This window comes from Halonatronum saccharophilum DSM 13868, assembly GCF_000517025.1.
Taxonomy (GTDB): Bacteria; Bacillota; Halanaerobiia; order Halobacteroidales; family Halobacteroidaceae; genus Halonatronum; species Halonatronum saccharophilum.
This window is the reverse complement of record NZ_KI912094.1, coordinates 693,219-708,942: the sequence shown is the minus strand read 5'-3', so window position 1 is coordinate 708,942 and position 15,724 is coordinate 693,219. Positions and strand designations below refer to the sequence as shown.

The 15,724-nt window shown below is 33.6% G+C and carries 13 protein-coding genes; all 13 read left to right on the top strand.

Going from position 1 to position 15,724, the window contains the following annotated elements:
* Nucleotides 1–11 precede the first annotated feature (11 nt).
* On the top strand, nucleotides 12–977 hold the full coding sequence (locus HALSAC_RS0107035; protein WP_245579438.1) for a YidC/Oxa1 family membrane protein insertase: 966 nt from the start codon (nucleotides 12–14) through the stop codon (nucleotides 975–977).
* A 1-nt stretch (nucleotide 978) separates the two neighbouring features.
* Complete coding sequence (gene jag / locus HALSAC_RS0107030) at nucleotides 979–1,605, top strand: RNA-binding cell elongation regulator Jag/EloR (protein WP_027339680.1); 627 nt, start codon at nucleotides 979–981, stop codon at nucleotides 1,603–1,605.
* A 92-nt stretch (nucleotides 1,606–1,697) separates the two neighbouring features.
* Entirely contained in the window at nucleotides 1,698–3,083 is a 1,386-nt protein-coding gene (mnmE, locus tag HALSAC_RS0107025; RefSeq protein WP_027339679.1) for a tRNA uridine-5-carboxymethylaminomethyl(34) synthesis GTPase MnmE, read from the top strand.
* Between the two features lie 145 nt (nucleotides 3,084–3,228).
* Nucleotides 3,229–5,100, top strand: a complete 1,872-nt coding sequence (gene mnmG / locus HALSAC_RS0107020) for a tRNA uridine-5-carboxymethylaminomethyl(34) synthesis enzyme MnmG (protein ID WP_027339678.1) — start codon at nucleotides 3,229–3,231, stop codon at nucleotides 5,098–5,100.
* A complete protein-coding gene (gene mnmG, locus HALSAC_RS0107015) occupies nucleotides 5,097–6,977 on the top strand; it encodes a tRNA uridine-5-carboxymethylaminomethyl(34) synthesis enzyme MnmG (RefSeq protein WP_027339677.1) in 1,881 nt (626 codons plus the stop codon). Before mnmG (HALSAC_RS0107020) ends, mnmG (HALSAC_RS0107015) begins: the two co-directional genes overlap by 4 nt.
* The gene (rsmG, locus tag HALSAC_RS0107010; protein WP_027339676.1) at nucleotides 6,977–7,696 is read left to right on the top strand and encodes a 16S rRNA (guanine(527)-N(7))-methyltransferase RsmG; all 720 of its coding nucleotides are present in this window, start codon (nucleotides 6,977–6,979) and stop codon (nucleotides 7,694–7,696) included. The genes mnmG (HALSAC_RS0107015) and rsmG overlap by 1 nt, the downstream gene beginning before the upstream one ends.
* Nucleotides 7,697–7,709: 13 nt before the next feature.
* Complete coding sequence (locus tag HALSAC_RS0107005) at nucleotides 7,710–8,135, top strand: hypothetical protein (RefSeq protein WP_027339675.1); 426 nt, start codon at nucleotides 7,710–7,712, stop codon at nucleotides 8,133–8,135.
* Nucleotides 8,136–8,271: 136 nt separating this feature from the next.
* On the top strand, nucleotides 8,272–9,030 hold the full coding sequence (locus HALSAC_RS0107000; RefSeq protein ID WP_035571374.1) for a ParA family protein: 759 nt from the start codon (nucleotides 8,272–8,274) through the stop codon (nucleotides 9,028–9,030).
* Nucleotides 9,023–9,889, top strand: coding sequence for a ParB/RepB/Spo0J family partition protein (locus HALSAC_RS0106995; RefSeq protein ID WP_027339673.1), 867 nt, complete (start codon nucleotides 9,023–9,025; stop codon nucleotides 9,887–9,889). Before HALSAC_RS0107000 ends, HALSAC_RS0106995 begins: the two co-directional genes overlap by 8 nt.
* A gap of 322 nt (nucleotides 9,890–10,211) precedes the next feature.
* Complete coding sequence (hydG, locus tag HALSAC_RS0106990; RefSeq protein WP_027339672.1) at nucleotides 10,212–11,597, top strand: [FeFe] hydrogenase H-cluster radical SAM maturase HydG; 1,386 nt, start codon at nucleotides 10,212–10,214, stop codon at nucleotides 11,595–11,597.
* A gap of 351 nt (nucleotides 11,598–11,948) precedes the next feature.
* A complete protein-coding gene (gene hydE, locus HALSAC_RS0106985) occupies nucleotides 11,949–13,319 on the top strand; it encodes a [FeFe] hydrogenase H-cluster radical SAM maturase HydE (protein ID WP_027339671.1) in 1,371 nt (456 codons plus the stop codon).
* Complete coding sequence (gene hydF / locus HALSAC_RS0106980; protein ID WP_027339670.1) at nucleotides 13,294–14,514, top strand: [FeFe] hydrogenase H-cluster maturation GTPase HydF; 1,221 nt, start codon at nucleotides 13,294–13,296, stop codon at nucleotides 14,512–14,514. Before hydE ends, hydF begins: the two co-directional genes overlap by 26 nt.
* Before the next feature lie 21 nt (nucleotides 14,515–14,535).
* Complete coding sequence (locus tag HALSAC_RS0106975) at nucleotides 14,536–15,678, top strand: aminotransferase class V-fold PLP-dependent enzyme (protein WP_027339669.1); 1,143 nt, start codon at nucleotides 14,536–14,538, stop codon at nucleotides 15,676–15,678.
* Nucleotides 15,679–15,724 lie beyond the last annotated feature (46 nt).

Below are 15,724 nucleotides of genomic sequence, written 5' to 3'. Positions count from 1 at the left end.
GAGGAGTTAGGGTGAATACAAAGAGAAAATTTTCGTTTTTTATATTTTTAGGTTTAATTCTTATACTAACTGGTTGTTCTACAGATTTTAGGGTAGATGTTATTGAGGGAAATGAGAGCACTATTTTAGTAGAGTCTGATAAACAAACATATGAGAGAGGCGATATTGTTACTTTAGTTGCTCAGCCTGAGGAAACTTTTGAGCATTGGGATCTCTTTACTGATGAAGATGAATATATTAAGGATAATCCTGTAGAATTTGAAATTGATCAAGGAAACAGAGCTAAAGCCTTTTTTACTAATGATGAAGCAGAGATTAGAGTGGCTCAAGATACAAGTGGTGGTATGTTTGGATGGATCGGAAATATAATGCAAGATCTGTTAAGTATTATTTATAATTTTACAGGTAGTTATGGTTTATCTATTATCTTATTAACTGTAATAGTTAGATTAATTTTAGGTCCGCTTAATGCTAAGCAGACTAGGTCTATGAAGAAGATGCAAAAGCTACAACCTATGATTGAAGAGTTAAAGAAAAAACATGGTGATGATCAAGAGAAGCTTCAACAAGAGATGATGAAGTTATACCAAAAGCACAAAGTTAATCCAGCTGCTGGTTGTCTACCTATGATTGTTCAGATGCCGATAATAATTGCTTTATTTAGAGCCTTACAAAATTGGCCAGAATTATATGGAGAATCCTTCTTATTTATTTCTGATTTAAGTGAAAGTAATATTGTCTTAATTATCTTAACAGGTATTGTTATGCTAGGTCAAAGTATAATGACTCAACAGATGTCTGGTTCTGGCTCTAGTAATAAAGCTGCACTCTTTATGCCATTATTCATTGTTGTAATTGGTTTTGGTTTACCAGCAGGTGTTTTATTATACTGGATGACATCTACTTTGATTATGGCAATACAACAGTACTTCTTATACAAAGAGTCTGATGTAGAATTAAAGGAGGAATCAAATTAAGATGGATAGGGTCATAGTTACAGGTAATACAGTCCAAGAGGCCCTTGATAAAGGAATAAAAGATTTAAATACTGATAAGGATAATATAGAGTATAATGTAATAGAAAAGGGCAAAGGTGGATTCTTAGGTCTTTTTGGTAAAAAAGAAGCAAAGGTAGAGTTGATTAAAAAGGAGACTAAGGCAGAAAAGAGCTTAAAGCTTTTAAGTAAATTAATAGAAGAGATGGATCTTGATCTTCAAGTAGAGTTAATTGAAGAGAAGACAACTAAAAATAACCTATTCTTAAATATCTTTGGTGAAGATTTAGGTATTATCATTGGATATAGAGGGAAAAACCTAGATGCTCTACAGTATATAATGAATTTAGCTATTAACAAGGGAGAATCTAATTATTTAAAGATTATTTTAGATGCTCAAGGTTACAGAAATAGAAGAAGATCGTCTTTAGAGAGATTAGCTTTAAGAATGTGTAAGAAAGCTAAAAAGACAGGAAGAAAAGTTATGTTAGAACCTATGCCACCTCATGAAAGGAGAATTATTCATTCTACTTTACAAGGTGTTTCAGGTGTAAAAACTTATAGTGAAGGTAGGGACCCGTATCGTAAAGTAATTATTAAAGTTAAATAGATCTCAAACCCAGTATTTAAAAAAATACTGGGTTTGTTTAATTATTATTGAAAATACTTTTGGTTAAATTATTAATAATAGGAGGGATAATAGTGTATAAAAGAGACACAATAGCAGCTATTTCAACTGCTGTGGGTGATGGTGGTATCGGGATTATTAGAGTAAGTGGATCAGAAGCTATAGAAATTGTAGATTTGTTATTTAAAGGAAAAGAAGAAAATAAATTAATAAACTCTACAAGTTATAAAGCTCATTATGGACATATAGTAGAAAGAGAAAGTGGAAAGATTATTGATGAGGTAATAACCTTAGTTATGAAAGCTCCTAAAACATACACAACTGAAGATGTTGTTGAGATCAATTGCCACGGGGGGATAGTAGTATTACAAAAGATATTAAATTTAGTACTTAAGGCTGGTGTCCGTTTAGCAGAGCCTGGTGAATTTACTAAAAGGGCTTTTTTAAATGGTAGAATAGATTTGGCTCAAGCTGAAGCTATTACAGATTTGATTAGATCTAAGACAGAAGCTGGGTTAGAGGTTGCTTTAAAGCAATTAGAAGGTAGTTTGTCTAATAAGATTAATGATATTAGACAAGACATAGTATCTTTGTTGGCCCACTTAGAAGCAACAATTGATTTTCCTGATGATGAGGTTGAAGAGTTTGACCCTAATCAGTTAGATACAAGAATTGGTGGAATAATAAATAAAGTTGAAGATCTTATTAAGACTAGTAATAGGGGAAAGATATTAAAAGAGGGGATTAAAGCTGCTATTATTGGTAAGCCTAATGTAGGAAAATCTAGCCTGTTGAATGCACTTTTAAGAGAAAAGAGGGCAATTGTAACTGATATTCCTGGAACAACTCGTGATATAATAGAAGAGGTTATTAATATTGATGGAATACCTGTAAAAATAATTGATACTGCTGGGATTAGAGAGACTGAGGATGTTGTAGAGAAGGTAGGAGTAGAGAAATCTGAAGACTTATTAAAAGAGGCAGATCTTATTTTGTTAGTCTTAGATGCTAGCCAAGCTATAAGTGAAGAAGAGTTAGACATAGTTAAAAAGGCCAACGATAAAGATATAATCTTGGTTATTAATAAGGTTGACCTTAAAGAAGAGATTGAGTTAGGAGATATTGAACTAATTTTAGATAGTAAAGATATAGTTAAGACTGCTGCTATAGATAATGAAGGAATTGATAAACTAGAGGATACAATATCTTCTTTAATCTTTAGAGGAGATATAAGTTCTAATAGTGATACTTTAATTAGCAATATTAGGCACAAAAATGCCTTAGATAGAGCTTATGGGAGATTATTAGATGTACAAAAGACCTTCCAAATGGGGCTTCCAAATGACTTTATTACTATTGATCTAAGGGCTGCTTTAGAATCAATAGGAGAGATTACTGGTGATACAATTGGAGAAGATATTATCGATCAAATTTTTGCTGATTTTTGTTTAGGAAAATAATTCTTCATAGCTCTAGGATGAAGAATTATGACCACGAAGGTTTCTTTAAGACCCAAAGAGGGTTTTTAGTTAATAGTAAGAGCTAAGGACTAAGAAATGAGTACAAAAAGTGGAAAGGTTTTTAGGTAAATAAGGGGGAATAAAGATGAATAATTATGATATTATAGTTATTGGTGCTGGACACGCAGGGTGTGAAGCTTCGTTAGCTGCTGCAAGAATGGGTTCTAAGACTCTACTTTTAACCTTAAATGCAGACCATATTGCTTTGATGCCATGTAATCCATCTATAGGGGGTCCAGCTAAAGGTCATATTGTTAGAGAGATAGATGCTTTAGGTGGGGAGATGGGCAAGAATATAGATAAATCTTATATAAATATTAGGATGCTAAATACCTCTAAAGGGCCAGCAGTTCATGCTTTGCGTGCTCAAGCTGATAAGCATAAGTATCAATTTGAAATGACTAAGGTATTACAAAATCAAGACAATTTGGATTTAAAACAGACTGTTGTTACCGATTTGATCATTGAAGGTGATGGTGTAAAGGGTGTTAAAACAATTACAGGTATGACTTATAGGGCCAACAAAATAATCTTAACTACAGGAACTTCTTTAAAGGGTAAGGTTATTATTGGTGATATAAAGTATACAGGTGGTAGACAAGGGGAGTTTGCCTCTACAGATTTAGCAGAAAGTTTAAAGGAAGCTGGCATTAAGCTTAAGAGATTTCAAACAGCTACTCCACCAAGGGTAGATAAGAATACTGTTGATTTTGATAAGATGACTATCCACCCTAGCGCTAAGAAAGAGTTGCAGTTCTCATTTTTTGAAGAAAGAGAAGAAAGGGATCAACTACCATGTTGGTTAACATATACAAATGAAGAGACTAAAAGGGTTATGGAAGAAAATATAGATTCATCACCCTTATCTACAGGGATAGTTGAAGGGGAAGGACCAAGGTACTGTCCATCTATTGATAGAAAGATTATGAGATTTCCTGATAAGGCAACCCATCAAGTCTTTGTAGAGCCAGAGGGTCTTCATACTAGTGAGTTATACCTTAATGGTTTAACTACCAGTACACCTGAAGATGTACAATTAAAGGTTATTAGAAGTGTACCAGGTTTGGAAAAGGCTGAGATTATGAGGCCAGGTTATGCAGTTGAGTATGATTATATACCACCTTATCAGCTTAATCCTACTATGGAGAACAAGGTAGTTAAAGGCCTTTATACTGCAGGTCAGATCAATGGTACTAGTGGTTATGAAGAGGCTGCAGCTCAAGGTTTAATGGCAGGAATAAATGCTGTTTTAAGTAATAAAGACAAAAAACCACTAATCTTAAAGAGGTCTGAAGCTTATATTGGAGTATTGATTGATGATTTAGTAACTAAAGGAACAAGCGAACCTTATCGAATGTTGACTTCTAGAGCTGAGTATAGGTTGATTTTACGCCAAGATAATGCCGATTTGAGATTAAGCCATATTGGCTATGATTTAGGCTTGCTTACTGATAAGGAATATAAAAAAGTTAAAACTAAAAGAGAGAGTATAAAAGAAAATTTAGAAATATTAAATCAGATTCAGGTAACTCCAACTAAAGAGGTTCGTGCTTTATTAGAAGAATTAGGTAGTGGAGGATTGAAAAAACCTGTAAGTTTAGCTACAATTTTAGAGAGACCTAAAGTAGATTATAATAATTTAGTTAGATTTACTAAAGAAGCACCAAGTGTAAGTGAAGATGTAGGAGAACAATTAGAGATTGAAACTAAATATAGAGGTTATATTAAACGTCAATTAAAGCAAGTAGAGCAGTTTAAGCATATGGAAGAGAAGGAGATTCCAGAGAATATAGATTATATGGAGATGACAAATCTAAGAAAGGAAGCTAGAGAGAAGTTAAATAGGATTAGACCTTTATCTATTGGCCAGGCTTCTAGGATTTCTGGTGTATCACCAGCTGATATATCCGTTTTGATGATCTATATAGAAGAGTTACAAAGAGGAGGGAAGAAATGAAGGAGTATGATGTAATTGTTGTTGGAACAGGCCATGCAGGTTGTGAATCTGCTTTGGCAGCTGCTAGGATGGGGTTTAGGACGTTGGCCCTGACAGTGGATTTAGATAATATAGGGTTAATGCCTTGTAACCCAGCTATTGGTGGTCCAGCTAAGAGCCATATAGTAAGGGAGATAGATGCTTTAGGTGGAGAGATGGCTAAGAACATTGATAAATCATGTATCCAAATTAGGATGTTAAATACCTCTAAAGGTCCTGCAGTTCACGCTTTGAGAGCTCAAGCAGATAAGAAGACTTATAGTCTTGAGATGAAGAAGGTTTTAGAAGGGCAGGATAATCTTGATATACGTCAAGGTATGGTAGTAGAGTTGATAGTAGAAGATTCTATAGTAACTGGGGTGAGAATTAAGACAGGGGTAACATTTAAAGCCAAGAAGGTTATCTTAACAACTGGAACCTTCTTAAAGGGAGAGATTATAATTGGTGATGTTAGGTATAGCTCTGGTCCCCATAATCAGTTCCCATCTAATGCCCTATCTGATAATTTAGAAGAGTTAGGTTTTGATTTAAAGAGGTTTAAGACTGGAACTCCACCTAGAGTCGATAAGAGAACTATTGACTTTAGTAAGTTGGAGATACAGCCAGGAACTATAGATTCTATTGCTTTCTCCTTTAACAACGAAGATATTGATAATAAGTTAGAGCAAAGGGATTGCTGGATGGTTTATACTAATGATAAGACCCATAAATCTATCTTAGAAAATCTTCATCGATCACCTATGTATTCCGGGGATATAAAGGGAGAAGGAGCACGATATTGCCCTTCAATAGAGACTAAAGTGGATAGATTTCCCCATAAGAACCGGCATAAGATCTTTGTAGAGCCTGAAGGTGAATATATCTATGAAATGTATCTATCTGGATTCTCTACGTCTTTACCTGTAGATGTACAGGTTGAGATGCTAAGGACTTTAGATGGATTTGAAGAGGCTGAGATTATTCGACCTGCTTATGCTATCGAGTATGATTCTATAGATCCAATGCTTTTAAAACCATCATTAGAGACTAAATCGATTAAAAACCTTTATACAGCAGGGCAGATTAATGGAACTAGCGGTTATGAAGAGGCGGGAGCACAAGGTCTGATGGCTGGAATTAACGCAGCTCTTAGTTTAAAAGGTGAAGATCCTTTAGTTTTAAAGAGGTCTGAAGCTTATATTGGTGTATTAATTGATGATTTAGTAACTAAAGGGACTGAAGAGCCTTATAGAATGTTAACCTCAAGAGCAGAACATAGGTTGATTTTGCGTCAAGATAATGCAGATTTGCGCTTGACACCTATTGGATATAAGGTAGGTCTTATTTCAAAAGAAAGATATGAGTCTTTTATAGAAAAGAAAGAAGCAATAGAAGAGGAGATTAAAAGGCTTGAAAGTATAGAGGTATTCCCAACTGATGATAAGGTTCAAGAAGTTTTAAGAAATTTTAATAGTAGTGAGCTTAATAATAAGGATACGTTGGCCCGGTTAATTAAAAGGCCTGAGTTAGATTATCATTCCCTAAAGGAGATAGATTCTAATAGACCTGATCTACCTTATAATGTAAGGGAAGAGGTTGAAATTCAGATTAAGTATGAGGGGTATATCAAAAAACAAGAGAAGTTAATAGATAAACAAAAAGAAATTGAAGATAAAAAGATACCAGAAGAGGTAGATTATAATGATATAGATAGCTTAAGACTAGAAGCAAAGGAGAAGTTAAATAAGGTTAGACCGATATCTTTAGGTCAAGCTTCTAGAATTTCTGGGGTATCACCAGCTGATATCTCTGTTTTAACTATCTATTTAAAGAGTTTAGAAAGGGAAGGTGAGGATTGATGAGCAATTATATAGATAAATTAAAGAAAGGATCAAGAGAATTAGGGGTAGAATTGAATGAGCAACAGCTTGATCAATTTATAAAATATATGGAGATTTTAAAGGAATGGAATCAGAAGATGAACCTTACTGCTATTGATGATGAAGAAGAGATTGTAATTAAGCACTTTTTAGATTCTATTTCATGTATAAAAGGTGCAGATTTTGGGCAAATTAAAAGAGTTATTGATGTAGGAACTGGGGCAGGTTTTCCAGGGGTTCCTTTAAAGATTCTTTTTCCCCATTTAGAGCTTACGTTATTAGATTCCTTAAAGAAGAGGATTACCTTCTTAAAACATGTAGGTTCAGAGTTAGGTTTTGAGAATATAGAATATATTCATGGAAGGGCAGAGGATTATGGTCAAGATGAAAAGTATCGTGAGAAGTATGATTGTTCTTTAGCTCGAGCAGTTGCTTCATTGAATATTTTATCAGAGTACACACTACCTTTTGTTAAGGTAGGAGGTATCTTCTTATCTCAAAGGGGAAGTGAGGTAAAGGATGATATAATCCAAGGAGAAGAAGCTATAGACAGGTTAGGAGGAAGCTTCTATGACTTAATAGAAGTAGAAGTTCCTTATTTAGATGCTGATCGAAGTTTGGTAGTTATAGACAAGGTTGTTAGTACTCCAGATAAATATCCACGTAGAGCGGGTAAGCCTAAAAAGAGACCATTATAAGGAAGTGGTTAATTTGAAAAAGTTTATATTAGCTTTTGTTATAGTTTTGCTCACCTTTTTTTCAGCTATGGATACCTTATGGGCCAACACAAGGCTTAACACCTTACTAACTACAGAAGGGTTAAATAGAGAAGGTATTCCTATAACTTTTAAAAATGAGTTTAGTTTAAGTGATGATAGGGGTGTTCAATACTATGTAGAGTGGGATGCGGATGGAGAAAAGAGGGATGTAAAGGTTAAGTGGTTTGATTCAAGGGATCGATTAATAAACTCTTTAACTTTAAAAGGTTTTTCTGATAATATTGTTAGAGATTATATAAGCTTTTCAACTAAAAATAGAAGCCAAGTGGTTATTCCTAAAGATACTGGAACCTATTCTATATATTTATATATAGGTGAAGAGTTAATAGGTATCAGTAAATTTAGAATTATAAAATAAAAGCACCTAGGTGCTTTTATTTTATTTTCTAAAGGAAGGGTTTTACATTTTTTTTCACGAAATATTAATTTATAGAGAAATAATACTGTAAAAGATATATATTTTATTTACATAAGATCAAAAAAGGGGGATAAGTGTGGAGATAATTTCAATAGTAAATCAAAAGGGTGGGGTAGGAAAGAGTACAACAGCAGTAAATTTAGGATCTTATTTAGCTCAATTGAAAAAAAAGGTATTGTTATTGGATATTGATCCTCAAGGGAATGCAACTAGTGGTGTTGGAGTAGATAAGTCAAGTATTGAAAATTGCATCTATAGCGTTTTGATTGAAGGTGTAGATTTAAAGAAGGCAATGTATAATACAAAAATGGAAGGCCTAGATTTGATACCAGCTACCTTAGAGTTGGCTGGAGCGGAAATAGAACTTGTATCAGTCATCTCGCGAGAGTATAGGATAAAACAGTTATTAGAAGAGATAAAAGATGATTATGATTATATTTTAATTGATTGCCCACCATCTTTAGGATTATTAACTTTAAATGCTTTAAGTGCTGCAGATTCTGTATTAATACCTATTCAATGTGAATACTATGCCTTAGAAGGTTTAAGTCAGCTTTTAAATACTATTGAGTTAGTTAGAGGAGGTTTAAACCCTGATTTAAGAATCTCTGGAGTTCTCTTAACTATGTATGATGGTAGGACTAATTTATCTGAGCAGGTCTCTTGTGAAGTTAAGACACATTTTGATGACCTTGTTTATAATACTATTATTCCAAGGAATATAAGGTTGAGTGAAGCACCAAGTTTTGGGGAACCAATCAATCTTTATGACAAAGATTCTAGGGGAGCAAAAGCTTATTTAAATTTAGCGAAGGAAGTGGTTGAGAATGGCTAAAAAGAGATTAGGGAGAGGCTTAGATGTATTGATTTCTCCTAAGAATAATGTAATCAAAGAGAGCAAATCAAAAAAACAAGGAGAAGAAATTAAAAAGATTCCTCTTAAGCAGATCAAAGTAAATCCATATCAACCTAGAAGTAACTTTGATAGTGAGTCATTAGATGAACTAGGTCAATCTATTAAAGAACATGGATTAATACAACCGATTATTTTAAGGCCTGTTAATGAGGGGTATCAGATTGTGGCTGGTGAAAGAAGATATAGAGCTACTAAAAAGTTAGGGTTTAAAGTTATTGAAGCAATAATCTTAGAGTTTGGTGAACAAGAGATGTTAGAAGTTGCTTTGATTGAAAACTTACAGAGAGATAACTTGAATCCTCTAGAAGAGGGTGAAGCTTATCAAGCTTTGATCGATAAATTTTCTCTTTCTCAAGGAGAGGTAGCAAAAAGAGTCGGCAAAAGTAGGTCTGCTATCTCTAATACTTTAAGACTATTAAAATTACCTGATGAAATTAAAAAAGAAGTTTCACGTGAAAACATTAGTATGGGACATGCTAGAGCTTTATTATCTTTAGATAATATTGATTTACAAAAAGAGATAACCTTAAAGATAATAGAGAAGGAGTTGACTGTAAGAGAGACTGAGAGATTAGTAAAAGAGGTTAATAATTCAGGGAAGAAGAAGGCAAACAAGAAGAAAAATAAAGATCCCAACCTAATTTTTGTTGAAGATAAGTTAAGAAATATTTTAGGAACTCCAGTCAATATTCAAAATGGTAAGAACAAGGGTAAGATTGTTATAGAGTATTATTCAAATGATGATTTGGCTAGGATAGTTGAACTATTAAATGAATAAAATAATTCATCTAGAGTGATTTTAAAGATTCTTATATGAGATACTTAATTTTTAAGGTATCTTTGTATGAGAGTCTTTTATTTTTATTTAGATATATTTATTTAGGTTTTTTTATTATTAAGAATTTTGCTTTATCACCCTATAAATTAAAATATCAATTACATATTTAATCTAAATATATTATAATAGATATAAGAAAGTTAAAAAGTGAAATATTATATAATAACAAATAATTTTGACTAAAAAAAATAAAGTTGATAATATGATATCAATGTATATGTTTCATATGAAACATTCGTAAACTTTTAGAGGGGGAGTTTATATGTTTAATAATTTTATTTCTGATCAAAAGTTAAATGATATATTGGATAATATTGAGGTTAGTGGGGAGATTATAGATAAAATAATAGAGAAGTCTTTAAATAAAGAGAGATTAACTTTAGAGGAGACAGCGGTTTTACTTAATGCAGATAAGCAGGAGTGGATAGACAAGATTTTTGCTGGGGCCAAAGAATTGAAGCGAAGAGTATATGGTGACAGGGTTGTTCTCTTTGCCCCTTTATATGTAGGAAACTTATGTATAAACAATTGTAAATATTGTGGTTTCAAAGCATCTAATCAAGAGGTTGAAAGGTGTACTTTAAGTTTAGACGATTTAAAAGGAGAGGTTAAGGCCTTAGAAAGCAAGGGCCAAAAAAGATTAATCTTAGTTTATGGTGAACACCCAGATTATGATGCTGATTTTATTGCTGATACAGTAAGAGCAGTTTATGAGACCAAAGAAAATAGTGGAGAGATTAGAAGGGCCAACATTAATGCAGCCCCTTTAGATGTTAAAGGGTATAAAAAGTTAAAAGAGGTTGGTATAGGAACTTATCAGATATTTCAAGAAACTTATCACCATAATACCTATAAGAAGGTACATTTAAGCGGACCAAAGTCTGATTACAAATGGAGGTTGACAGGTTTAGATAGGGCTATGGAAGCTGGACTTGATGATGTAGGCATAGGGGTTTTATTTGGTCTTTATGATTGGAAGTATGAGGTTTTGGCGTTACTAGAACATACTATACACTTAGAAGAGAATTATGGTGTTGGCCCACATACTATCTCTTTTCCAAGGTTAAAAAGGGCAGTTAATATGGAAATTGGCGATGAATATTTAGTAAGTGATGAGGACTTTAAGAGGATAGTAGCTATACTAAGGCTTGCAGTCCCTTATACAGGTTTGATCCTAACAGCTAGAGAGGATGCTAAGTTAAGAAAAGAGGTTATGGAATTAGGTGTTTCTCAGATAGATGCAGGTACTAGAATAGAGATGAAAGGTTATACTGATGATGATGGTGAGCAAGATCTAAATAAAGAACAATTTGAAATAGGTGATAGTCGTTCATTAGATGAGGTTATTGGTGAATTAATAAGTGATGGTTATATGCCGTCCTTTTGTACAGCTTGTTACCGTTTAGGTCGAACAGGAGAGCATTTTATGGAATTTGCCATTCCAGGTTTTATTAAAAGATACTGCGGGCCAAATGCCCTATTAACCTTTAAGGAGTATTTAGTTGACTATGCTTCTGATAAGACAAAAGAGGTTGGAGATAAATTAATTGCAGAGAAATTGGCTGAAATTGAAGATGATAATACTAGAGAAGATATTGAGGAAAAATTAAGAGAGATAGAAGAGGGGAAAAGAGATCTTTATCTTTAGAAAAAGGAATCTGGAGTCAGGAATCAGTAGGATAATTAATAGTAATAAAGCGTTACTTCAATTAACAATTAGAGCTTAAGCTCAAAATCTTAAGAGTTTTTTACCACTAATGAACACGAATAGTCACGAATAAAAGATTTAAAAATAAAAATCATCTAAAATTTACTTTCATTTAAAAATTCTATAATAAACACTATAATTTAATAATAATTTGAATTATATTAGTGTTAATTCGTGTCCATTAGTGGTTTCAAAAAAGATTTTTAATTCTTGCTTTTATTTTTTGAAAGTTATACTATAATGATATTAAAATTAGTTTTACGGATTCCTAAAACCAAGGAGGATCATAAGATGGCATTGAGAGACAAGTTTATAACGGATAATAATAGAGAAAGTTCAGTTTTAATCTGTTCTTCTACCCACCATATGTTAGAAGCCAATAGTCTTTTAAAGAAGAATAATATTGATACAGAACTAGTACCAACGCCTAAGGGTATTGGTTCTGCTTGTACTACAGCAATCCGTTTTGATCGTAAAGAAGAGGCTAAGGTAGAAGAGGTAGTTGAAAGTACTAATATTGATTGGCTAGGTATTTATCCAATTGTTAAGAAGGATCGTCGTAATGAATGGTCTGATATCTTCTCTTTAGATATAGATGATAAATTCGCCAAAGTTTTAGAGAAGATAGCTTGTGACCAGGTTTTAAATAAAGAAGAAATTATAACTCTATTAAAGGCTGAAGGTGATATTGAATTAAAGTCCTTATTTATGGCTTCAGATAGAATTCGTCAAGAGATGTTAGGTGATACAGTAGATGTTAGAGCAGCAATTGAATTTTCGAATTATTGCCTAAAGAACTGTAATTATTGTGGTTTGCGTAAAGATAATGATGTTTATAGATACAGGATGAGTGAAGAGGAGATACTAAAGGGTGTTGAAGAGATTTATGATTTGGGTATAGAGACAGTCATCTTACAATCAGGAGAGGACCCTTGGTATACAGAAGAGAAGATTATCAATATTATAAAGGAGATAAAAGAAAGATACGGGATGAAGATTACTTTAAGCTTGGGTGAGAGAAGTAAAGAAGAGTATGAAAAGTTTAAAGAGGCTGGTGCTGATAATTATCTCTTAAAGATCGAGACAGCTAGTTTAGATTTATTTAATCAAATTCATCCTGATGATGATTTTCATAAAAGAAGAGAGCATACTAAATGGTTAAAGGACTTAGGTTATATTACTGGTTCTGGTGGGATGATTGGTTTACCAAATCAAAAGATAGAAGATTTAGCCCAGGATATCTTGTTTCAAAAGGAGTATGGGATTCATATGATTGGTGTTGGCCCTTTCTTACCTGCTCAAGGTACTCCTTATGAGAAGCTTTCACCAGGAGATCTTTTACTATCCTTAAAGGTTGTAGCTATAGTTAGATTGGTTTGTCAGAATGTCTATATACCTTCTACAACTGCTTTAGCTTCTTTAACTAAAGAGGGCCAAACTAAAGGTTTAGAAGTAGGGGCCAACGTAATAATGTTGATTATGACTCCACCAGCTTTAAGAGAGAACTATCAAATTTATAGTAAGAAGAATATGGTTGACTTAGACTTTGCAGTTAGATCGATTATGGAAGCACGGCGAAAGGTACCAACTTATCTAAATTTAGATAAGTTAGAGAATATAGATAGAGGTGATATAGATGGAAAGTACACCACAAGCAAATAGGTTACATATTGGGATCTTTGGGAGAAGAAATGTTGGAAAATCGACTTTAGTTAATGCCCTAACAAACCAAGAACTTGCTGTAGTATCTGATGTTGCTGGGACGACAACAGATCCAGTCTATAAGTCAATGGAGATACTTCCAATTGGCCCAGTTACTATTATTGATACAGCTGGGATTGATGATGAGGGTGATTTAGGAGAGTTAAGAGTTAAGAAGACTAAAGAGGTTTTGGGTAGAACGGATTTGGCCCTTTTAGTAGTTGATCCCCAAGTTGGAGTTGGTGATTATGAAAAAAAGCTCTTAGCAGAGTTAAAAGAGAGAGAAATTCCAGTTGTAGGTGTAGCTAATAAATATGATGATACTAATGGAATAGATTTAAAGCCTTTAATTAAGGAATTAGGGTTAAATCTTATAAAGGTAAGTGCTCTTAAAAGAGAAGGGGTTGAAAGGTTAAAGAAAGAGATTATCTTAAAGGCACCAGATAATTTTGAAGAACCACATATTATTGGTGATTTAATAGAGCCTCAAGATACAGTTGTTTTGGTGGTTCCTATTGACCGTGCAGCTCCTAAAGGTAGGTTGATATTGCCTCAAGTTCAGACCTTAAGAGATGTTTTAGATAATGATGCGCAAGCTATAGTTGTGAAGGAGACTGAGCTTAAAGGTGCCCTAGATAATTTAAAAGAGAATCCTAAAATAGTAATAACAGATTCTCAAGCCTTTAAGGAAGTAAGTGCTGATGTTTCAGAGGATATATTATTGACTGGGTTCTCAATTCTCTTTGCCCGTTATAAAGGGGATTTAGAGATTTATACAAAGGGAGTTAAGGGGATAGAGAGATTAAAAGAAGGAGATAAGGTCTTAATTGCTGAATCTTGTACTCACCATCGAACTGCAGATGATATTGGAAAGGTTAAGATACCAAATTGGATAAGAGGTTTTGTAGGTGGTGATTTAGAGTTTAACCATGTTTCAGGTCGAGAATTTCCTGGAAATATTGAAGGGTATGATTTAATCGTTCAGTGTGGAGGGTGTATGACTAACCGTAAAGAGATACTTTATAGATTAAAGAAGGCTCATAGTCTGGGAATACCTGTAGTTAATTATGGGATGTTAATTGCTTATGTACATGGTATTTTAGATAGAGCTTTAGAACCTTTTCCAAAGTCTAAAGAGGTATGGGATAATCAATAGTAATTAATAGGAGGGGAGAAGATGATTTATCTTGATAATGCTGCTACTACTTGGCCAAAGCCAGAAAGAGTTTATCAGGCTATGGATAAATTTATGAGAAATTCTAGTGCTAACCCAGGTAGGGCAGGGCATAAAATGGCTATAGAGGCAGGAGAGTTAATCTTTAAAACAAGAGAACTCTTAGCCTCTTTCTTTAATGCTAATAGTTCTAGGGAAATTATTTTCACTTCTAATGCCACAGAGGCTCTAAACTTGGCTATCAAAGGAAGTTTGAAAGTTGGAGACCATGTAGTTACTACCACTATGGCTCACAATTCTATTTTAAGACCTTTAAAAGAATTAGAAAGAAGAGGTGTTGAATTAACTATAGTTAAGGCAGATTCTTTAGGCCAAATAAAATCTAAGCAGATTAAAGAATCCTTAAATAATAATACTAAGTTGGTGATAATGGATCATGGGTCTAATGTAACAGGATCTTTAGCTCCTATAGAAGAGGTTGGCAAGTTATTAGAGGGTAAAGGGATTTATTTTTTGGTTGATGCTGCTCAAACAGCAGGAGTACGGGCAATAGATGTTCAGGAAATGAAAATTGACATGTTAGCCTTTACAGGCCATAAGGGGCTATTTGGCCCCCAAGGGACAGGAGGACTATATTTAAGAGAAGATATAGCCCTTAAACCTTTAATGTATGGAGGAACAGGGAGTTATTCTGAAGATTTATATCAACCCAATGTTAGACCGGATAGATACGAAAGTGGAACATCTAATACTCCAGGTATTGCTGGGTTAAAGGCTGGGATAGAGTTTATCCTAAAAGAGGGGATAGAGAAGATAAGTAAGTATGAAGATAGATTAACTTCTTACCTAATAGAGAAGTTAAAGACTATACCTCAAATAATATTATATGGTCCTTTAAATATTGAGGAGAGGGTATCAGTTATCTCCTTTAATTTGGGTGATGAAGACTCTGGGGAAGTAGGTTATATATTAGATAAATTCTTTAATATAGGGGTAAGAACTGGTTTGCACTGTGCGCCCTTGGCCCATAAAACTTTAGGGACAGAAGAGAGAGGTACAGTAAGGCTAAGTTTAGGTTATTTTAATACTGAAGAAGAGATAGAGCGAACAATTAAAGCTATAAAAGATATTGTAGGTAAACTGTAAATTTACATTTAATAGTAATGAAGTGGCACTTTCGTGCCACTAGTAA

What these genes read in the sequence shown, in the direction of transcription:
- rsmG (WP_027339676.1), top strand. Translation starts at nt 6,977, where the DNA reads ATGAGCAATTATATAGATAAATTAAAGAAAGGATCAAGAGAATTAGGG.
- mnmG (WP_027339678.1), top strand. Translation starts at nt 3,229, where the DNA reads ATGAATAATTATGATATTATAGTTATTGGTGCTGGACACGCAGGGTGT.
- HALSAC_RS0106975 (WP_027339669.1), top strand. Translation starts at nt 14,536, where the DNA reads ATGATTTATCTTGATAATGCTGCTACTACTTGGCCAAAGCCAGAAAGA.
- mnmG (WP_027339677.1), top strand. Translation starts at nt 5,097, where the DNA reads ATGAAGGAGTATGATGTAATTGTTGTTGGAACAGGCCATGCAGGTTGT.
- hydE (WP_027339671.1), top strand. Translation starts at nt 11,949, where the DNA reads ATGGCATTGAGAGACAAGTTTATAACGGATAATAATAGAGAAAGTTCA.
- jag (WP_027339680.1), top strand. Translation starts at nt 979, where the DNA reads ATGGATAGGGTCATAGTTACAGGTAATACAGTCCAAGAGGCCCTTGAT.
- HALSAC_RS0106995 (WP_027339673.1), top strand. Translation starts at nt 9,023, where the DNA reads ATGGCTAAAAAGAGATTAGGGAGAGGCTTAGATGTATTGATTTCTCCT.
- hydF (WP_027339670.1), top strand. Translation starts at nt 13,294, where the DNA reads ATGGAAAGTACACCACAAGCAAATAGGTTACATATTGGGATCTTTGGG.
- hydG (WP_027339672.1), top strand. Translation starts at nt 10,212, where the DNA reads ATGTTTAATAATTTTATTTCTGATCAAAAGTTAAATGATATATTGGAT.